Source organism: Rhodococcus sp. T9N (genome assembly GCF_024436645.1).
Taxonomy (GTDB): domain Bacteria; phylum Actinomycetota; class Actinomycetes; order Mycobacteriales; family Mycobacteriaceae; genus Rhodococcus_F; species Rhodococcus_F qingshengii.
Genome location: NZ_JAMSKS010000008.1, coordinates 77,721 through 96,068 on the forward strand (window position 1 = coordinate 77,721; position 18,348 = coordinate 96,068).

Sequence of the window (18,348 nt, forward strand, 5' to 3'; positions counted from 1 at the left end):
TAGTTTCTGAATGGCTTACTGCCACAAGGGAAATGCTACCGATTCCACTTGCGGAACTGAAGCAAGGGGACCACGGGAGTGACAATTCCGGACCAAAGTCCCGGCCCGTTAGATCTACTGCACCCCAGTATGATTGCGATCCTTCGAATCCGAATCGACACCTTCGAGATAGCCGACGAGAACTTGGGCGACCTCCGCCAACACCTCAGTGCTCGACATTTCCGAGTGGGAGCAGTCGACCAGGTACGCCCGCAACGGCCCCACCAGTTCGGACCACCTTTCGACCAGGTGACGATGTTCAGGCAGATCATGCTGCGCCACAAACAGTTCCACTGACCCGAAATAGTGCCTCGGCGTGTGGTCCCGAACGATTCGCGACAGTTTTTCCACCCGACCCACTACTGATTCGAGTACCGTGTCGGAAAGGAAATCCATACCGGTCTGCCTTCGGATCTCTGCCGCAACGTCTGTGAAAGTCAGTGCTGCAGTTTCAGTTTCAACCTCGGATAGCCCGATCTGCGCGAACAGTTCGGAAGGTTTCGGAGCCGCTTGTACCGATGGCATCATCTCCGGTAACAGCGCGTCGAGCATGACAACCGAACCGACCAGATCGCCGGCCTCTTCGAGCTGGCTCGCCATCTCGAGCGCGATCGTTCCGCCGGCAGACCAACCGAGTAGATGGTATTCACCCGACGGCTGCACCGTCCGTACGGCATCGACGTACCCCGACGCCAACTCCGCCACCGTGCCTGGCAATTCACCTGCTCCCGTTGCCTGGATGCCGTACACCCGTCGACCCCGCAGCTGACCGACGAGTCCGGCGTAGCACCAGGCAATTCCGCTGACCGGATGCACACAGAACAACGGCGGCCGTTGGTCATCGGGGTCGCCTCCGAGCATGACGACCGTGTCCAGCGGATCCGAACGAAGCGAATCACCCTCGAAGACATCGGCATGAACGAGATCCATCCGAGAGGCAAGCTCCGCCACAGTTCGGTCGGTGAAAATCCATTGAACCGGGAATTCCCTGTTCAGGCTCTCACGCAAGCGCGTAGCCACTCGAACTGCACCCATCGATGTCCCGCCGAGCTCGAAGAAGTCGTCGTAGCGGCCGACCGATTTCGCGCCGGTCACGCCCTCGAATGCCTGTGCCACGTGACGTTCGGTATCCGAGATGGGTCGATCCACACTCGACCCTGGCTGCGGTGAAGGAGCAGGAAGTGCCGCTGCGTCTATCTTCCCCGAAGCGAGCAACGGTACCTCGCCCACTATCGTCACCGACGAAGGCAGCAGGTGCTTCGGCAGCAGGCCGGAGACGAACCCGCGAAGCTCCGATTCCGTCGCCGAACCGTTTTCCGCCAACGTCACATACGAACGGAGCTCAGCGGATCCGTGCCCGTCGTCACAGACAACGGTTACCGAGAAGGCCACTGCTCCATGGCTTGACAGAGCCGCGTCGACCTCCGCCGGTTCCACGCGGACACCCCGCACCTTCACCTGCGCGTCGTTGCGACCCAGGTACTCGAGCGCTCGGTCGTGACGCCTACGACGCACGAGGTCACCCGTGCGATACATCCGAGTCCCCACCGCATGAGGATTGGCAACAAAGCGCTCGGACGTCAGAGCCGGGGAAGCGACGTACCCCCGTGCCACATTCTCACCGGCGAGGAACAGTTCTCCCGCAACGCCATCCGGAACCGGTCGGAGCCTCTGATCGAGAACAAATGCTGTCGTACCAGGGACTGGAGTGCCGACAGTGACGTCTGCGTCAGTGATCCGTGCGGAAATCGATGCCGCGATCGTTGATTCGGTCGGTCCGTATCCGTTGACGATGCGATGTCGGGGTGACCACGCCGACGCAAGGCGCGCAGAGAGCGGCTCCCCCATCGATTCGACGATCAACGGTTGCACTGCATCCGGATCGACTGTCGCCAGGACCGTCGGCGTCACGATCAGATGTGTTACGTCGGCGGCTATCAGCAGATTCGTGAGTTCTTCTCCCCCGTAGACGAAGTCGGGAGTCAGAATCAGCGTTCCACACCCTGCAGCCGCGAGAAGGATCTCGATCACCGACGCGTCGAAGGTCGACGACGCCAATTGCAGGACTCGGGGGCCACGCTCGAGCTCGGCGATCTCGGCGTGTGCGGTGCAGACGTTCATGATTCCGCGGTGTGAAACCTCCACGCCCTTGGGTCTTCCCGTGGAACCCGACGTGTAGATGACGTAGGCGAGGTTGTCGGGGTGAGCCGGCGTTGCCGATACCTCGGCAGCGCCACCAGCAGTGCGGGATTCGTCCATCGCCACCCACTCGACGCACTCGGGCAAACTCTCGGATGCACCTCCCGCTGTCAAACCGACAACCGAACCGCATTCCTCGACCATCGTCTGCCGGCGCGCTGTCGGCAGCGCCGGATCGAGCGACAGCCACGCTGCGCCTGCACGCGCTACTGCCCACAACGCAACGATCCACAGATGCCCGCGCCCGAGCGCAACGGCCACCACGTCGTCGCGTCCGATTCCTCGGACCACCAACTCGCGTGTCCAGTGCGACGACTCCTCGTGCAGGTCGCGGTAAGTCCAGCGTCTGCCGTTCTCTTCCAGCGCGACGCCGTCGGGCGCCTGACGCAGAGCGCGTTCGAAAATGTCGGCAATCGTCAGAGGTTCGACGTGGCGAGGATTCGCAGCAGTCAGCGCCGAGCGTTCGAGTCCGGACAGCAGTTCGATCTCCCCGATCACAATCGCGGGTTCCGCGGTCACTGATTCGGCGATACGTCTCACCCGCTGCATGAACAGTTCCGCGGTCGACTCGCGGAACTTCTCCGTCGCATACAGCAATCGAATAGTCAGACTGTCACCGGTGTCGACCAGGTCCCACGTCAAGTCGTAACCGGTCGACGCCCCTGCGTTGTCGATGTCGAAGACGGTAATGCCGTCGATCTGCGGCAACTCCAGCGCTCGCCGGTACGCCAGCATGACCGTGAACAGCGGATGCTCGTTCATCCTGCGCGGCGGATCGACCTTCGCAACGACGTCGTCGAACGAGACGTCCGCGTTCGCCATTGCTTCCAGATCGACACGGCGAACCTCGTCCAGAACAGCAGCGAAGCGATCGGTGGAGTTGATCCTCGTGCGCAATGCAACAGTACCCACCATCATTCCGGCGACGCTCAGCAGCGCCGGATCGTTCCGCAGGCTCACAGCTGCTCCCACCACGACGTCGTCCGTGACGCACTCGCGAGCGAGCAGCACGGCAATCACGCTGTGGACGACCATGAATACCGTGACGCCATGCGAACGAGCCAACGCCGACAACGCGTCGTAGGTGGCGCCGTCGAGGACTTCCGTCACCATCTCCTCGGATCGTGAAGACACGGGACTCCGGGGGTTGTCGACGGGTAGAGCCAACACATCCTCGACGCCACAAAGTGCGTCCGACCAATAGTCGAGTTGCCGGTGAGCCATGCTGAGAGAATCCTCGGGGTCACCCAAGCTCTCTCTCGCCCAGAAACTGTAGTCGCCGTAGCTGATCTCCCCCGACGAGCGATCCCAGGGAAGACCTGCCGACCTGGCCTCGAAGGCTGCCACGAAATCGGTCAGGATCGGGCCCATCGACGCTCCGTCGATCGCGATGTGGTGAACAACGATGACCAGGACCGTCAGTCCTGCAGAGTCGACTCCTGCCTTTTCGGCGAACACACGCACACGGAACGGAACATCTCGTTCGAGATCGAACGGCACAGTCGCGAATGCCGAAGCGCTCGCACGGATATCGCCGACGTGTACCGCAGTGAGATCGAATGCAACAGAGTCCATTTCAAGTTGTTGCGGACCGAATTCACCCGGAACACAGACAGTTCGCAATACGGCATGGTGATCGACGACGTCGCCGAGCGCGCTGCTCAAGACCGAACGATCGACGTCGTCTGCCAGGACCGCTGCAAACGTCAGGTTGTACGCAGTCGATTCCGGCTGAAGCTGATTGATCAGCCAGAGTCGTTGTTGCGAGGGCGCCAGCGGGGCCGGCTTGCCGGGATCACGTCGAGTCAGTTCGCGGCGTGTGCCATCGGACGCGCTCGCCGACAGCCACTGAGACATCGCTCGCGGCGACGGATTGTCGAAGACGGCGCGAACAGGCACATCTCGCGCGAAGATCGAGGCGAGTCGACCTGCCACCGCTGCCGCGGCCAACGAATCACCACCTGATTCGAACAGGTTGTGCAGAGCGCCGAAACTTCCGGACACGTGTTCCGACATGACAGCGGTGACGAGTTCCTCCGAAACCGTCACTGCTGCATCGGGCGCCTGGCTCTCGAACACATGGCGCCGCAACGCATCTGCGTCCAGTTTTCCGTTCGTCGTGAGCGGGATCGACTCCAATACGACCACGCGGCCGGGCATCAGATACGCAGGCAACATCGCGGCCAACTCGATTGTCAGCTGATCCGCCTCCACACCATCGCCGACCGCGCACGCAACGGCGATGTCGTCGACGAGGACAACCGCCGCAGCCTCGACGCCCGTGCACCGACGCAGAGCTGATTCGATTTCGGCGGGCTCGACGCGGATTCCTCGCACGCTCATCTGACGGTCGGAGCGTCCGACGAATCCGAGCCTGTCATCCGTGCGGCGATGAACCAGATCACCGGTCCGATAACGGCGGTGCCCACCGGGTGCTGCGATGAACGACGTGGCGGTGCCGGCAGGATCTCCGGCATAGCCCATCGCAAGCCCGGGCCCGCTGACGTACAACTCACCGATCCCGGCCCACGGCACCGGACGCAGTCGCGTATCGAGCACCTCTGCACCGATTCCGGCGAGCGGGACTCCGATGGTGACCCGATGATCCACCTCGGCGACAGTGGTGACCACCGTGCATTCCGTAGGTCCGTACGCATTGAGCATTCGCGCGCGGCGACTCCACGCACGCGCGGTGGAAGGTGAGAGCACATCGCCACCGACTGCCACCACCTCGAGCGAATCGAACCGCTCTGGAGCCATCGTGTCGAGTACGGCTGGAGTGGACAACATGTGAGTGACGCCGCGTTCTGCGACGAATTCTTCGAGTGCCCTTCCGCCGAAAGCCTCCCGAGGAGCGACCGCCAAGGTAGCCCCGGCGCCGATCGCCAACATCATCTCGAGGATTGCTGCATCGAACGTCGGTTTGTAACCGTGCAGCACAACCGATTCCGAAGTCACGCCGTACTTGCGGACAGCATCGTCGGTCAGCAGGCCCAGTCCTCGGTGGGTGACTGCAACGCCTTTCGGTTCACCGGTCGACCCGGACGTGTGAACAACGTACGCGACTGAATCCGGATACTGCCGACCGGGAACAGGGCTGCGATCGGAGAGGACTGTGCGCAGCTGCTTCAGACGTGCCGGTGGCAGGTCGGGGTCGATCGGCACGAATGCCGCTCCCGTTTTCGAGATCGCCAACATTCGGACCAGGTACGCGATAGTCCGCACCGCCGGAATCTCGTACACGGCACCCGGTCCTGCTCCCCGAGCCACCAGTTCCCAGGCTTGGGCATCCGAGGCAGAGTCGAGTTCGGCATACGTCACCGTGCGGTGTCCGTCGTCGAGAGCAATGTTGTTCGGGAATCGCGCCGCGGTGGCGGCGAAGATCTCGGTCAGTGTGCGGGACGAATCGACCTCGGCAGCAGTCCAACTGGGCGCCGCGCCCACCACGAGATCCGAAACGAGTACTGGTACATCCTCGGCAATCGAGGTGAGCACTCTCGACAGCTGTCGGGTAACCGCGTCGGCGGTCGAAGGATCGAATGCGCTCGCGGCATAGATGAGCGCTCCGGTCAATGAACCGTCGTCAGCGGGTGCGAGCGAGACATGCATGGGGAACTTCGTTGTCGCGGTCTCGATTTCGCGAGCCTCGATCGTGAGGCCGGAAACCTCCACGGCAGGGATCGCGAAGTTCTGCAGACCCAGCGCAATCTGGGGAGTTCGTCCACCGAGCAGCTCACCAACCAACTCGGCAGGAACAGAGCTGTTTTCGAACGCTGCCACATCAGCATCGAAAGCTGCACCCAACAGAAGATCGATCGGCACGTCCCCGTCGATCCGAAGGCGAAGAGGCACCGTATCCACGAACATGCCGACCACGCCGTCGAGCTGAGGCGCCCGCCGTCCGTCGACAGCTGTCGCGATCACGACATCGGGATTTCCACTCAGCTTGGCAAGCACCACCGACAACGCCGCATGAACCACCGCGAACAGCGAGACCTTCAATCGGTCGGCTCGCGCCTGCAGTGCCGAGGTGATGACGGCTGGTATCACGAAGTTCACTCGCTGCGCTAAGGTATCCGGCCCGCCATCGGAGTGATCCACCGTCAGCGGAGACACAGATGTCACACCGTCCAGCGTTCGGCGCCAGAACTGCTCGACGACAGGGGAAACGTCACGTGCTGCCTCCCACGCGGCAAAATCCCCGTACTGGATCGGCAACGGAGACCATTGCGAATCCAGTCCAGCTCGTCGCTTGCCGTACGCGGTCAGCAGGTCGCCGACCACCGTTCGCATCGACACCCCGTCGACTGCGATGTGATGAAAGCTCACTGCCAGAACGTGCCTGACCGGTGACACCTGGAGCAGCATCCAGCGCACCGGCAGGTCTGCCGCTACATCGAAACCACGCGAGCCGAACTCTCGCAGCAGCACCTCGACCTCGATGTCGGCGACCAGCCGCGTTTCCATTGTCACGGAGGTCGGAGGATCCACGACCTGAACCGGTGGAGTGCCCGGATACCGGGTTCTGAGGACATCATGACGACCGACAAGATCCGTTGCTGCCTGACGCAGCGCCGCCGCGTCGAGTTCACCGTCGATCTCGATGCAGATCGGCAGGTTGTACGCGCCGCTCGCCGTGTTCCGCTGATTCAGTACCCACATCGCACGCTGGTTTCGTGACAGGGGTGCGGGCGTGGGGTCGCGGCGCGGTTCCAGTCGGACAAGATCGGTCACCGAGTCGTTCTGCTCGAGCGAATCGAGCCGGGCTGCCAACGCCGCAACTGTTGGATGCTCGAATACGGTCCTGAGCGGAACAACCAGCCCCAGAGTACTACTCAAGAGCGAGGTAACCTCCGCGGCCGACAGCGAGTTGCCCCCGAGCGAGAAGAAGTCTGCGTCGCGGTCGTCCTCATTCCCACCGAGGACGGAACCAAAAGCTCCGGCTACAACACGTTCGGTGGCGGTGGCCGGCCCCTCTGCACGGGAAGCATCCAGTGTCGGAGACGGGAGACGGGCGAAGTCGACCTTGCCGTTCCGCATCGGAAGCTCGCCCTCGATGTCGACGATGGCATGCGGAACCATGTACGTCGGAAGGACTTCTGCGGCGGCAGCGCGAAGTTGACCAGTGTCAACTCTTTCGGCACCTGAACTTCTCACGTAGGCGACCAACAGAGGACTTCCACCTTCGGCCGACCGAACCCCGACGACACAGAAGTCGACGTTCGCGACAGACTGAATGACTGCCTCGATCTCACCCGGTTCGATCCGGACACCGTTGACCTTCACCTGCACGTCGGTTCGCCCGAGATAATGCAGGCGATACGTATTTCCCTCGGATTTGGGGCTTTCCGGCTTCCACATCACCAGATCGCCCGTCCGGTACATCCGGGCGCCTGAACCGGTTGCCACGAATCGTTCCGCAGTTCGGGCCGGTTGGCCGGCGTAACCGCGAGCGAGCATTCGACCTGAGAGATACAGTTCGCCGGCGACTCCCGGCGGCACCGGTTCGAGTCGATCATCGAGCACGACGGCGTCGACCCCGGCCAGTGGATACCCGATCGATCCGTCGTGAGTGTCACCCGACAGTTGTTCGATCGACAGTGGTTCGGTAGCAAGCGAATACATCGTCGACTCGGCAGGTCCGTATCCGTTGATGACTCGGCGTCCGGCTTGCCAGCGCTTCGCCAACGCGCCGCCGAGTCGCTCGCCCCCGAACATCACCGTGGAAAGGTCCGGCAGCGAAGGATCGCCGATCGAGGCGACGACAGTAGGTGTGGCGCACAGATGAGTAATTCGCTCGCGCCTCAGTGCTGATGCGAGTCCCGAGCCGAACAGTTCTTCGTTCTTCGCCAGAACGAGCGTGGCCCCGGACGCACTCGCGATGAGCACCTCGAGCAACGTCATGTCGAATCCTGGCGCTCCGCGATGGAATACGCGAGAACCTGGCCCAGCCGAGAATCGACCGGGCAGGTCTTCGGCGATCACACCGAGCCCGCCGTTGGTCACGACCACAGCCTTGGGGGTTCCGGTCGTTCCTGACGTGAAAACTACGTAGGCCGCCAGGTTCTCGGAATATTCGCGCACCGAGTCGGTGACTTTCTCACCACCAGCGTTGCGGCCGCCGATCGCTCCGGTGCCCAGTGTTTCGAGGACATCGCGTACTCGCGCCTGCGGCTGTTCCGGGTCCGTCAATGCCGGAGCTGCACCGACCTTCGCGATTGCCCACAGTTGCACGATCGACGCAATCGACCGATCTGCAGTCCAAGCAGCGACCTGGTCGACTCCAACTCCCCGGGAGCGCAACTCGTCGGCTGCGACATCCGACTGGGCATCGAGTTCCCGGTAAGTCAGTGTATTGCCCTCACCCTCGACCGCCACAGCGTCCGGGGCGGATTCGACGCCGAAGCGCAGCATGGAGGCAAGTGTCGTACCGGAAAGTCGAGATCGATCAGGCCGGTCGACCGCGCCATGTACGGGGACGAGAAGAGCTCGTTCCGCACTGTCCAACAGGTCGATTTGCCCTACGGCGACATTCGGGTCGACAGACACTTGATTCAGGAAGCGCTCGAACCGGCCCGCAAAGCTCGATACCGTCAGATCATCGAATAGATCAGCGTTGTAGACGAATTCGAGACCGAGTTCGCCCCCGACCCCCTCGTCCGTGACGTTGACCTGCAGATCGAAATTTGCGTGCCTGACTTCAGGAGCAATCTGTGTGATGTCCAGCCCTGGTATCGACCACGCGGCGGTCTCAGCAGTTCGGAACGAGAGCGCCACCTGGAACAACGGATGTCGCGAACGCGATCGCGGTGGGTCGATCAGATCGACCAGCGATTCGAAGGGCATCTCTGCGTGCGCGAACGCCGCTACGTCACGCTGACGAACCTGCTCGACCAACCGGCCGAACGAGTTCGACGGATCGACTTCGGTTCGAAGAACAATCGTGCCGGCAAACATGCCGACCAGCTCGTCGAGTTCAGGTGTGACGCGTCCGGACACAACAGTGCCGACAGCTACGTCATTGCTACCGTTGTACCTCGCCAACAGCGCCGCGAGAGCGGCGTGTACAACCATGAACATGGTCGCGTTGTTCGATCGTGCGAGTGTCTGAAGGCCCGTTCGTACCGAACCTGAGATCTCCACCCGACAGCTCGACGCACGGGCGAACGTCGAACGTGGACGATCGAGGGGAAGCGTCACCTGCTCGGGAAGTCCTTCGAGAGCCTGCATCCAGTAGCTGCGTACCGTCTCGGGAATCCCCGATTCCCTTTGCCATGCACTGTAATCGGAGTATTCGAGCGCGAGCGGCGACCACTGCGGAGCGTGCTGCGCCGAGCGGGCGATGTACGCCGCAGTGAAGTCGCGGACCAACAATTCGAGTGATCGAGCGTCGGCGGCAATGTGATGGACGACGACAGCCAGGATGTGCTCGACAGGTGAAACCTGGAGAAGTGCCGCACGTACGGGCGGATCAACGGTGACATTGAAGCCCGAACCCACCAGTTCTGCTACACAATTCTCGGCGTCGCCGCCGTCGAGTGCCTCGAGCTGAAAGGCCGGAAGCGCATCCTCGGCGTCGAGCACCGTCTGAACCGGGCCGCCGCCGACAACCGGGTACACGGTCCGCAGGGTGCGATGGCGATTGATCACGTCACGAATTGCCAGTTCGGCCGCAACCACGTCCAGCTCGCCTGCCAAGCGCAGCACGATCGGGATGTTGTATCCGGCGGAGTCTGTATCCAACTGATTCAGAATCCACATTCGATGCTGGGAAGCTGACAGGTGCACTTCCGTGTTGTCCGAACGAGGCCCCAAGGACACGTCAGACGCGTGCTCCGCGCCGGTTCGCCCTACACCTATCCGCGCAGCAGCGATGTCTGCGAGCTGATCGACGGATGGGTGCTCGAACACATCGCGGACGTCGAGGTTGCAGCCCAGGGCGGAGTTCAGACGCGACGAAAGACGAGTGGCGATCAAGGAATTGGCGCCTTGATCGAAGAGGTTCCGGACCGGATCGACATGCGGAACTTCCATCAAATCGCTCAGAATAGCTGCGACTGTCTGCTCGAAGAAGTCTCGCGACTGCCGAGTCGGCTGCGTGAGAGACACCGGGGTCGGCAACGATGCTCGGTCGATTTTGCCGTTGATCGTGACCGGTAATGACGCGAGCGCCATCAAAGCCGACGGAACCATGTGCGCGGGCAGCAACGAACGAGCAGTCCGCAAGACGCCGTCGAGGTCGTGTCCGCTCCCCGGGGTGATGTAACCGACCAAAGTCGGCCCGCTGTCGAGTTCTCTCACCACTACCGCGGCCTGCTCCACCGACGTGTGAGCCAACAGCGCGGATTCGACCTCGCCCGGTTCGATGCGGTAACCGCGCAGTGCCATCTGACCGTCGGCGCGGCGAACATATTCGAGTCGGCCGGCTCGCCAACGGACCAGATCGCCGCTGCGGTACATCCGTGATCCATCGAATCCGGGTTCAGGCACGAATCGCGAAGACGTCATCGCGGGTCGACCCAAGTAGCCTTCGGCCACCTGCGGACCCGCAACATACAGTTCGCCGACAGATCCCGGAGGGACGGGCTTCAACGACGCGTCCAGTACGTAGCTGCGCAACCCTGGTAGTGGGGACCCGATCGGCGAGACAGTCTCGTCACCGGGGACAAGGTCGAAACTGGTGACATGGACTGTGGTTTCGGTGATTCCGAACATGTTGACGCCCCGCACGTCCGGGTGCCGATCGAACCAAGCCTCCACGCGCCCGGCGTCGAGGCGATCACCGCCGAAAACAATCGTCCGGAGCGGAAGCAGCATTTCCTGCGTGACTTCCGCCAACGCATAGAAGGCGGCCGGGGTCTGATTGAGAACGGTCACTCGTTCCCGCACAATCAGATCCGCGAATCTTTCGGGTGAGCGCGCGACATCACCGTCCACGATCACGAGGGATCCGCCAGTGGTCAACGAACCCCACATCTCCCAGACCGAGAAGTCGAATGCGTACGAATGAAACATCGTCCACACATCTTCGGCGTTGAAGTCGAAGATCTCTCGGGTCGAGGCGAGCAGCGCCAACACGTTGTCCTGAGACACCACTACGCCTTTGGGAGCTCCAGTTGATCCGGAAGTGTAGATCACGTAGGCGGCGGACTCCGACTGTGCAACGGGCCAGTCGGCCGTAGCGTCAGTCGTCTCGTCCACGAAGATGACAAGTTGCTCGTACCCAACGAACCGCCCAGCAGATTCGTCCGTCGACAGAATCGCTTTCGGGCCTGCATCGGCAAGTACGTAGTGGATACGAGCGTCGGGATACTGCAAGTCGATCGGTACGTACGTCGCGCCCGCGCGAACGACAGCGATGATGGCTACGACGAGGTCGACCGATCGAGGCAGGGCGACCGCCACGCGATCACCGACTCGAATTCCTCGATCGATCAAGACAGCGGCAAGGCCCTCCGAACGAACTCGCACCTCTTCATAGGTGAAACGAGTATCGCCACTCGACACCGCGATTGCATTCGGATGCCGGGCTGCGACGGCCCCGAAGAGGTCAGGCAGCGACTGCGCGACAATCGACGGCGCCGGCACCCGAGCCGACAATTCTTCGCGTTCCGCAACACTGAGAACATCGATGTCACGCAACATGATTGACGAGTTCTCGGTAATCGAGCCACACACTCGACGAAGCCGCTCGACCCAGCTCTGCACGGTGCCTGCATCGAACAAATCGTCGGCATATCGGAATGTACCGCGAATACCGCTCGCGTCTCCGTCAATCGTACGATCCTCGCGCACAGTCACTTCGAGGTCGAAGCGAGGGTGCACGGGGGGTAGCGGAGTGCCGTGCGCCGTCAGAGTTCCCATCGCGATCTCGGAGTCGGGCGCTACCGGATCGACAGCGAGAACAACTCGGAGGAAAGAATTCTTCTCGCCCACGGCCCCACCGACCGCACGGTCGACCACCCAGTCGAACGGAACGTCGGCATTGGACAGGGCCGCCACATCAACCTCGCGCACCTGAGTCAAGAACTCACCGAACGTGTCTCCGCCGCGAAGGAGCGTTCGCAGCGCGACGGTCCCGACGAACATACCGACGACACCGTCGAACGAAGGATGCGTTCGTCCGGAGGTCGGGGTCCCGATGACCACATCGGACGCACCGGTGATCTTGCTCAGTGCGATCGCAAGGCAGGCGTGCAACACCATGAAGGTTGTGCAGTCGTGCGCGCGAGCGATCTCGTTCAGCGCCGCATGGATAGGTGAGGGCAACTCGAACGCCACGTCCCGCGCCGACGACGGTTGGTCCGGCCGGCGGGATCTGTCCACGGGAAGCGCCAGAGTCGGATCAACACCGGCGAGTGTGTCGGACCAGAATTCCAGCTGGCGTCCTGCCAAGCTCTGTGGATCCGCGGGATCACCGAGAATGGTTCTGTGCCAAGCGGAATAGTCGCGGTATTCGAGAGCGGGCGAAGGCCAGATCGGCGACCGTCCGTCGGCGCGAGCGTCATACGCCGCGACGAGGTCCGAGACGATCGTCGCGAACGAAAGGCCGTCCAGGGCGACGTGATGGGCAACCACGGTCATGCGGTGGTCGGCGTCGCTGCCGGAGGCGAGGATCAAGCGAAGAGGCGCATCGGTCGCCAGGTCGAAACCCGCCGCAACCAAATCCGCTGACGCAGCCTCGTAATCCTCGGACGCAACCTCGATCAGAGTCACCGGAGTCGCGGTCGCAACCTGGATCGGCCACGCATCGTGATTCTGGTCGAACGAGAAAACAGTACGCAAGACGAGATGGCGATCGGTCAGGTCACCTACCGCCGCCCTCATCGCCTCGATATCCAGAGCACCACTGAACGCGACCTCGAACGCAATGTTGTACGCCGACGACTGGGGATCCAGACGGTTGAGTAACCACAGGCGTTGTTGCGCCGGTGCGATTTCCACGACGAGGTCGTCCGAAATGCGTTGGGGTTCCACCATCCACTCCGCCCGCCCCGCACGGATCACCCGGGCCAGGCGCGCCGGCGTCGGGGCACCGAACACGTCCCTGACACCAACCCGTCTTCCGAGAGCGGAACTCACTCGCGCGGCGACATACACGGCGTCGAGTGAACTACCGCCCCAGGCGAACAAGTCGGAGTGCGGTCCGAGAACTCCGACGCCGAGGACCTCGGCCATCACCGAGGCAATCAATTCCTCGTCGTACTCGATCGGACGGTTGACCGCCGCGCGCTGCTCGGCCGGCGCGGACGACGCCGGTTCGGGGAGCGCTGAACGGTCAGTCTTTCCATGGCTCGTGACGGGCAATGCTGCCAAAATAGTCACCGAACTCGGCAGCATGGAACGAGGAAGTCGGGAAGCCAGATGATCGAGCACCATCGTCTGGCTCAACGGATGAGCTGCACCTTCGGCCACGGTCACATACGCCGCAAGCGACCCGGATCGCTCGACCACCGCTGCTTGCGCAACGCCGGGAGTCGACAGGAGCACAGCCTCGATCTCACCCAGTTCGACGCGTACTCCACGGATCTTGACTTGTTGATCAGAGCGACCCAAGAACTCGAGTTGACCGGCATCGTTCCATCGCACGACATCCCCGGTGCGGTACATGCGCTCGCCGGCACCAGTGGCACCAAAGGGCGCAGCGACAAAACGCTCCGCGGTGAGCGTCGGAGAAAGGTACCCTCGCGCCAGTCCGTGTCCCATCACGTACAGCTCCCCCGCGGCGCCGACCGGAGTGGGCAGCAACGACGAATCCAACACCACAGCGGAAACGCCGTCGATCGGGCGCCCGATCGGAGTATCACCACCAGGCGCGAGCGGCTCGCTCATGAATGCCGCGACGGTTGCTTCACTGGGCCCGTACGAATTCACGATGTCGACGTGACTCGACCACGCATCCACTAGCGCTCCCGGCGGTCGCTCGCCGCCGACGTTCAGGACTCTAAGTTCCGGCAAAGCCCGAGGATCCATCGTCAACGGAACCGATGGCGTCGAGTTCAGGTGCGTGACACCTTCGAGCCGCAAATAGTCTTCGAGGTCCACTCCGCCGATCAATCCGGGAGGAACGATCACTGCGGTCGCGCCGCAGCCGTGTGCAAGCAGAATCTCGAGGATCGCCACGTCGAACGATGTGTTTGCAAGGAGCGCGACGCGGGAGGAACTATCGATGTTCAGACGCCGTGCGTGAGAACGCAGCAACGGCACAATGCCTCGGTGCGTGACCGCGACACCCTTCGGTCGCCCGGTAGAACCAGAGGTGTAGACCACGTAGGCGGTGTCGTCGAGAGACAGATCGGCGATAGATGAACCCACCCCCACGCGTCGATCCACCGGCCCTTCGACGGTCTCGTCGCCACTGGGATCAACGACGCACACCCAAGCCGGCACGTCCACGAGTTCGCCACCGACCACAACCGACACGTCGGCGTCGTCGAGAATGAAAGCGACACGCTCGGAGGGTGTTTGAGGATCCACGTAAAGAAGGACAGCACCAGCCCGCACTACCGCGTGGAATGCAACTACGGAATCGGTCGAGCGCTCGGTGAGGATCCCGACGACGTCGCCTCGTCCGACTCCGTTCTCCACGAGCAAGGCGCAGAGTGCATCCGCGCGAGCGCCGAGCTGGTCGTAAGTGACGTCCACACCTTGCTCGCGGATCGCGACAGCACTCCCCTGCCCTGCGCCGCCTCTGATGACCGAATCGAGCGTCGCGAATCCGTCCGTCCGCGGACCCAGCGCGGGGACCAGATCCTTCACTTCGTCCGTCGAGAGGATGCGGAGGTCACCGAGCGCATGGGTAGCCGAGTCGAGGAACCCCTCGAGTAGCCGAACGAACTGACGATGATGCATCGCCAGGTCACGTTCGCTGTAGAGGTGCGGATTGGCTTCGAAGGACAGGCGAACGTTCTCCCCCGCGATCGACGGATAGATGCTGAAGAACAGGTCCTCGGTGGGTCCGGATGTGAGGACGTGAAATTCGCCGACGACGTCACCGAGCCGAATCGCTTCGTGAAACATCATGACGTTCACGGCCGGGCCCGCCGCCTCACGGGATCCGCCCTGCCCCTCCTGGAAGCCCATGTCCTCGTAGCGGAATCGCTGGTGGCGTAGTGCACCGGTCATCTGAACCGAGATCTGACGCACCAGTTCTCGTGGCGACAGATCCCGTTCGAGTTGCGCACGAACAGGCACGATGTTGGACAGCATCCCACCTGAACGTCTCGACGTCGCCGTGGTGCGGCCGGACACCGGCAAGCTGAGGACTACGTCATCGGAATCAGTCATGCGACCGAGATAGGACGCGAATGCACCGACGAGGACCGCCACCTCGGACGTAGTCCACTCGGTCGCGACATCCGAAAGCTGTTTTGCAAGAGTTGGATTCAGTGTCCGAACCATCATGCGCTGCGGCATGGACGTCAGCCCGGCGCCGTCGGCGAGGCGAACCGGGCGGGGCAGGCCTTCGGACATCTCCGTCCAGTACTGCTCGTCCGATCGATACCGCGACGAGGATCGGTAGTCGACGTCGAGGTCATGCAGTGCACGTACCCCGAAACCACCGAAAGGAGTCAGCGTCTTGCCATGAACCAGATGCGAATAGCGCTCGGCCACCCGAGCGGTGAGTGTCATCGCCGCATGTCCGTCGAGCACGAGGTGATGGGCGTGCGAGTACCAGTAGTAGTGCTCATCTGCCAGGTGAAGCAAGGTCGCCGAGATCAGGCGGTCAGACATCACGTCAAGTGGCCGTGAGTATTCCGCTGTCATCCACTCGTTCGCGCGCTGAACCGGGTCGCGGTCGCTGCGTAAGTCGAGGTATGCGAGATCGTCGACGATCGAATGATCGACGACCTGTGCCGGCTCGGCATCGGTAGCGACGAGGCGAACGAACGGCGACTCCAATTCATGACATGCCGTATTCGTTGCCTCGATCAGCGCGTCGACGTCAACCGGTCCGCGTAGTTCCACGTACTGAGCCACCGCGAACGGAGTTGACGGACTCAATTGCTGCGCGAACCACAGCGCGAGCTGAGCCCGAGACAACGGAAAAGCACTCAACCCGTCACCTCACATTTCACCAGCCTTGTTTTTCACGAACGTTCGGTGGCTGATCACGTGAATCCATGGGAGCGAACACCACGAACGGCCGAACCGAACCCTACTGTCTCGTCTAAGTTTTCACCACTGGGCCAACACTGCTAGACATGTCGACGCAGCTTTCACGCACTCAAACGTCAGGAGCTTCAGCGGATGAACAACGACACGGTGGGACCAAAGTCCGACGACGATTCCGGGGCTGAACCGATCGGCTCCAACACCATCCCACCGAGGGGCCCGGAGCGCGAAACCAAGGGGGCGGCCGCTTTTCTCCGAAGCCGTAGAACGGCAGTCGCGATCACCGCAACGACGCTGGTAGTGGGCGGTTTCGTGGCATGGCTCGGGTACACGGCATACGAGGCGAAAGACAACCTGGAGGCGGCTCGCGACCACGCACAGTCGGCGAAGAGCGCTCTCCTGGCCGGAGATACGGGAGTCGCAGAGTCTGCCGCGGCGGAAGCCGATCGCGAAGCATCGGCCGCATACGACAACACCCATTCACTCCCCTGGAACATCACCGCCGCAATTCCCGTCATCGGGTCGCCGTTCGAGTCGACGCGCCAGATGACCGAGGTCGTTCAGGGGCTTACGCGTGACGTTCTCGGCCCTGCCGTGACTACCGGAACTTCACTCGCACCAACGGAATTGGTGCAGCCCGGTGGGCGCTTGGCACTCGCACCGTTACGCGAAGCGGAACCGAAACTGGCCGAAACAGCTATCGCCGCGGAATTGCTGTCGTCGCAGGCACAGGAAGTTCCCGAATCGAAGTACCTGGGCCGAGTTAACGATGCCAGAGCAGAATTACAGTCGCAGACAAGCGAACTGGCTACCCTCCTGACGAACACCGCCACCGCGGCGCGCATCGCACCGGCGATGCTCGGCACCGACGGACCGCGCAACTACTTCATCGGTTTCCAGACCAATGCGGAAGCGCGAGGAACCGGCGGCCTGTTGGGTGGATACGGCATCGTCCGAGTCGACAACGGCGCCGCTCGGGTGGACACACTCTCCCCCAACTCCGAACTAACACTGGACAATCAACCGATAGACCTTGGTCCTGACTTCAACCAGCTGTACGGAAACAGTCGACCGACCACCGATTTTCGCAACAGCAACCTCAGCTCGCACTTTCCGTACGCAGCGCAGATCTGGCAGTCCCTGTGGTCACAGGAGTCCGGGGGTGAGCTGGTCGACGGCGCGATAGCGACCGATCCGATAGCACTGAGTTACCTCCTCGCGGCGGTGGGACCAGTAGAGATGCCGGACGGAGAGTCGGTAACGGCCGACAACGTCGTTGAGTTGACCGAGTCGACCGCGTACGCACGCTTTCCCTCCGACAACAAGGCACGAAAGCAGTATCTGCAGACAATCGCGGCCCGTGTCGTGGCGAAGATGACCGGGAACATCAAGTCGCCGAGCGCATTACTGGAGGCTCTGGGCAGAGGTGTCAGCGAGGGCAGAATCGCAGTGTGGAGCTCTCACCCCGACGAACAATCGGTTCTTGCCGACACCGTCCTCGGGCACACCATTCCCGATGATGCCGCTCCGTACGCCGGTGTGGTGATCAACAACCAAGCCGGCAACAAGCTCGACTACTACCTCACACGAGAAATCGACTACACAGCCCAGACGTGCACCGGCGACACCCGAAAGACAACGGTCACCGTTCGACTGACCAACAACGCGCCCGACGCCGACCTGACCGAATATGTCAGCGGGATCGTCGACAACCCCGGACGACTGCCCAATGGCACCAATGTGGCTGCAGTCACTCTGCTTGCGACAGCCGGCGCCAAACTCGATGCCGTCTCCGTGGGTGGACAGATTTCGTTTGCCGTCAACGGAACCGAACAGGGTCACCCGGCCTACATGACCAGGGCCGTCATTCCGCGAGGCCAGACGGTTGAGCTGAAGTTCGATCTGACCGAGCCCACAGCCGAGGGCGAAGCTCGCGTACCGGTCCAGCCGCTTGTCGACGACCCGAAGATTACCGTCGACGTTCCTAGCTGCTGA

The 18,348-nt window shown here is 62.2% G+C and carries 2 protein-coding genes; one reads left to right on the forward strand and one right to left on the reverse strand.

Going from position 1 to position 18,348, the window contains the following annotated elements; all coding sequences use genetic code 11:
- Positions 1-114: 114 nt before the first annotated feature.
- Entirely contained in the window at positions 115-16,296 is a 16,182-nt protein-coding gene (locus tag M1L53_RS15360) for a non-ribosomal peptide synthetase (RefSeq protein WP_054187179.1), read from the reverse strand.
- Positions 16,297-16,488: 192 nt separating this feature from the next.
- Here M1L53_RS15360 and M1L53_RS15365 point away from each other — a divergent pair, with 192 nt between their 5' ends.
- A complete protein-coding gene (locus M1L53_RS15365; RefSeq protein ID WP_054187178.1) occupies positions 16,489-18,348 on the forward strand; it encodes a DUF4012 domain-containing protein in 1,860 nt (619 codons plus the stop codon).

Bases quoted from the DNA above. Each gene is read 5' to 3' on its own strand.
- M1L53_RS15365 (WP_054187178.1), top strand. From the start codon at position 16,489: ATGAACAACGACACGGTGGGACCAAAGTCCGACGACGATTCCGGGGCT.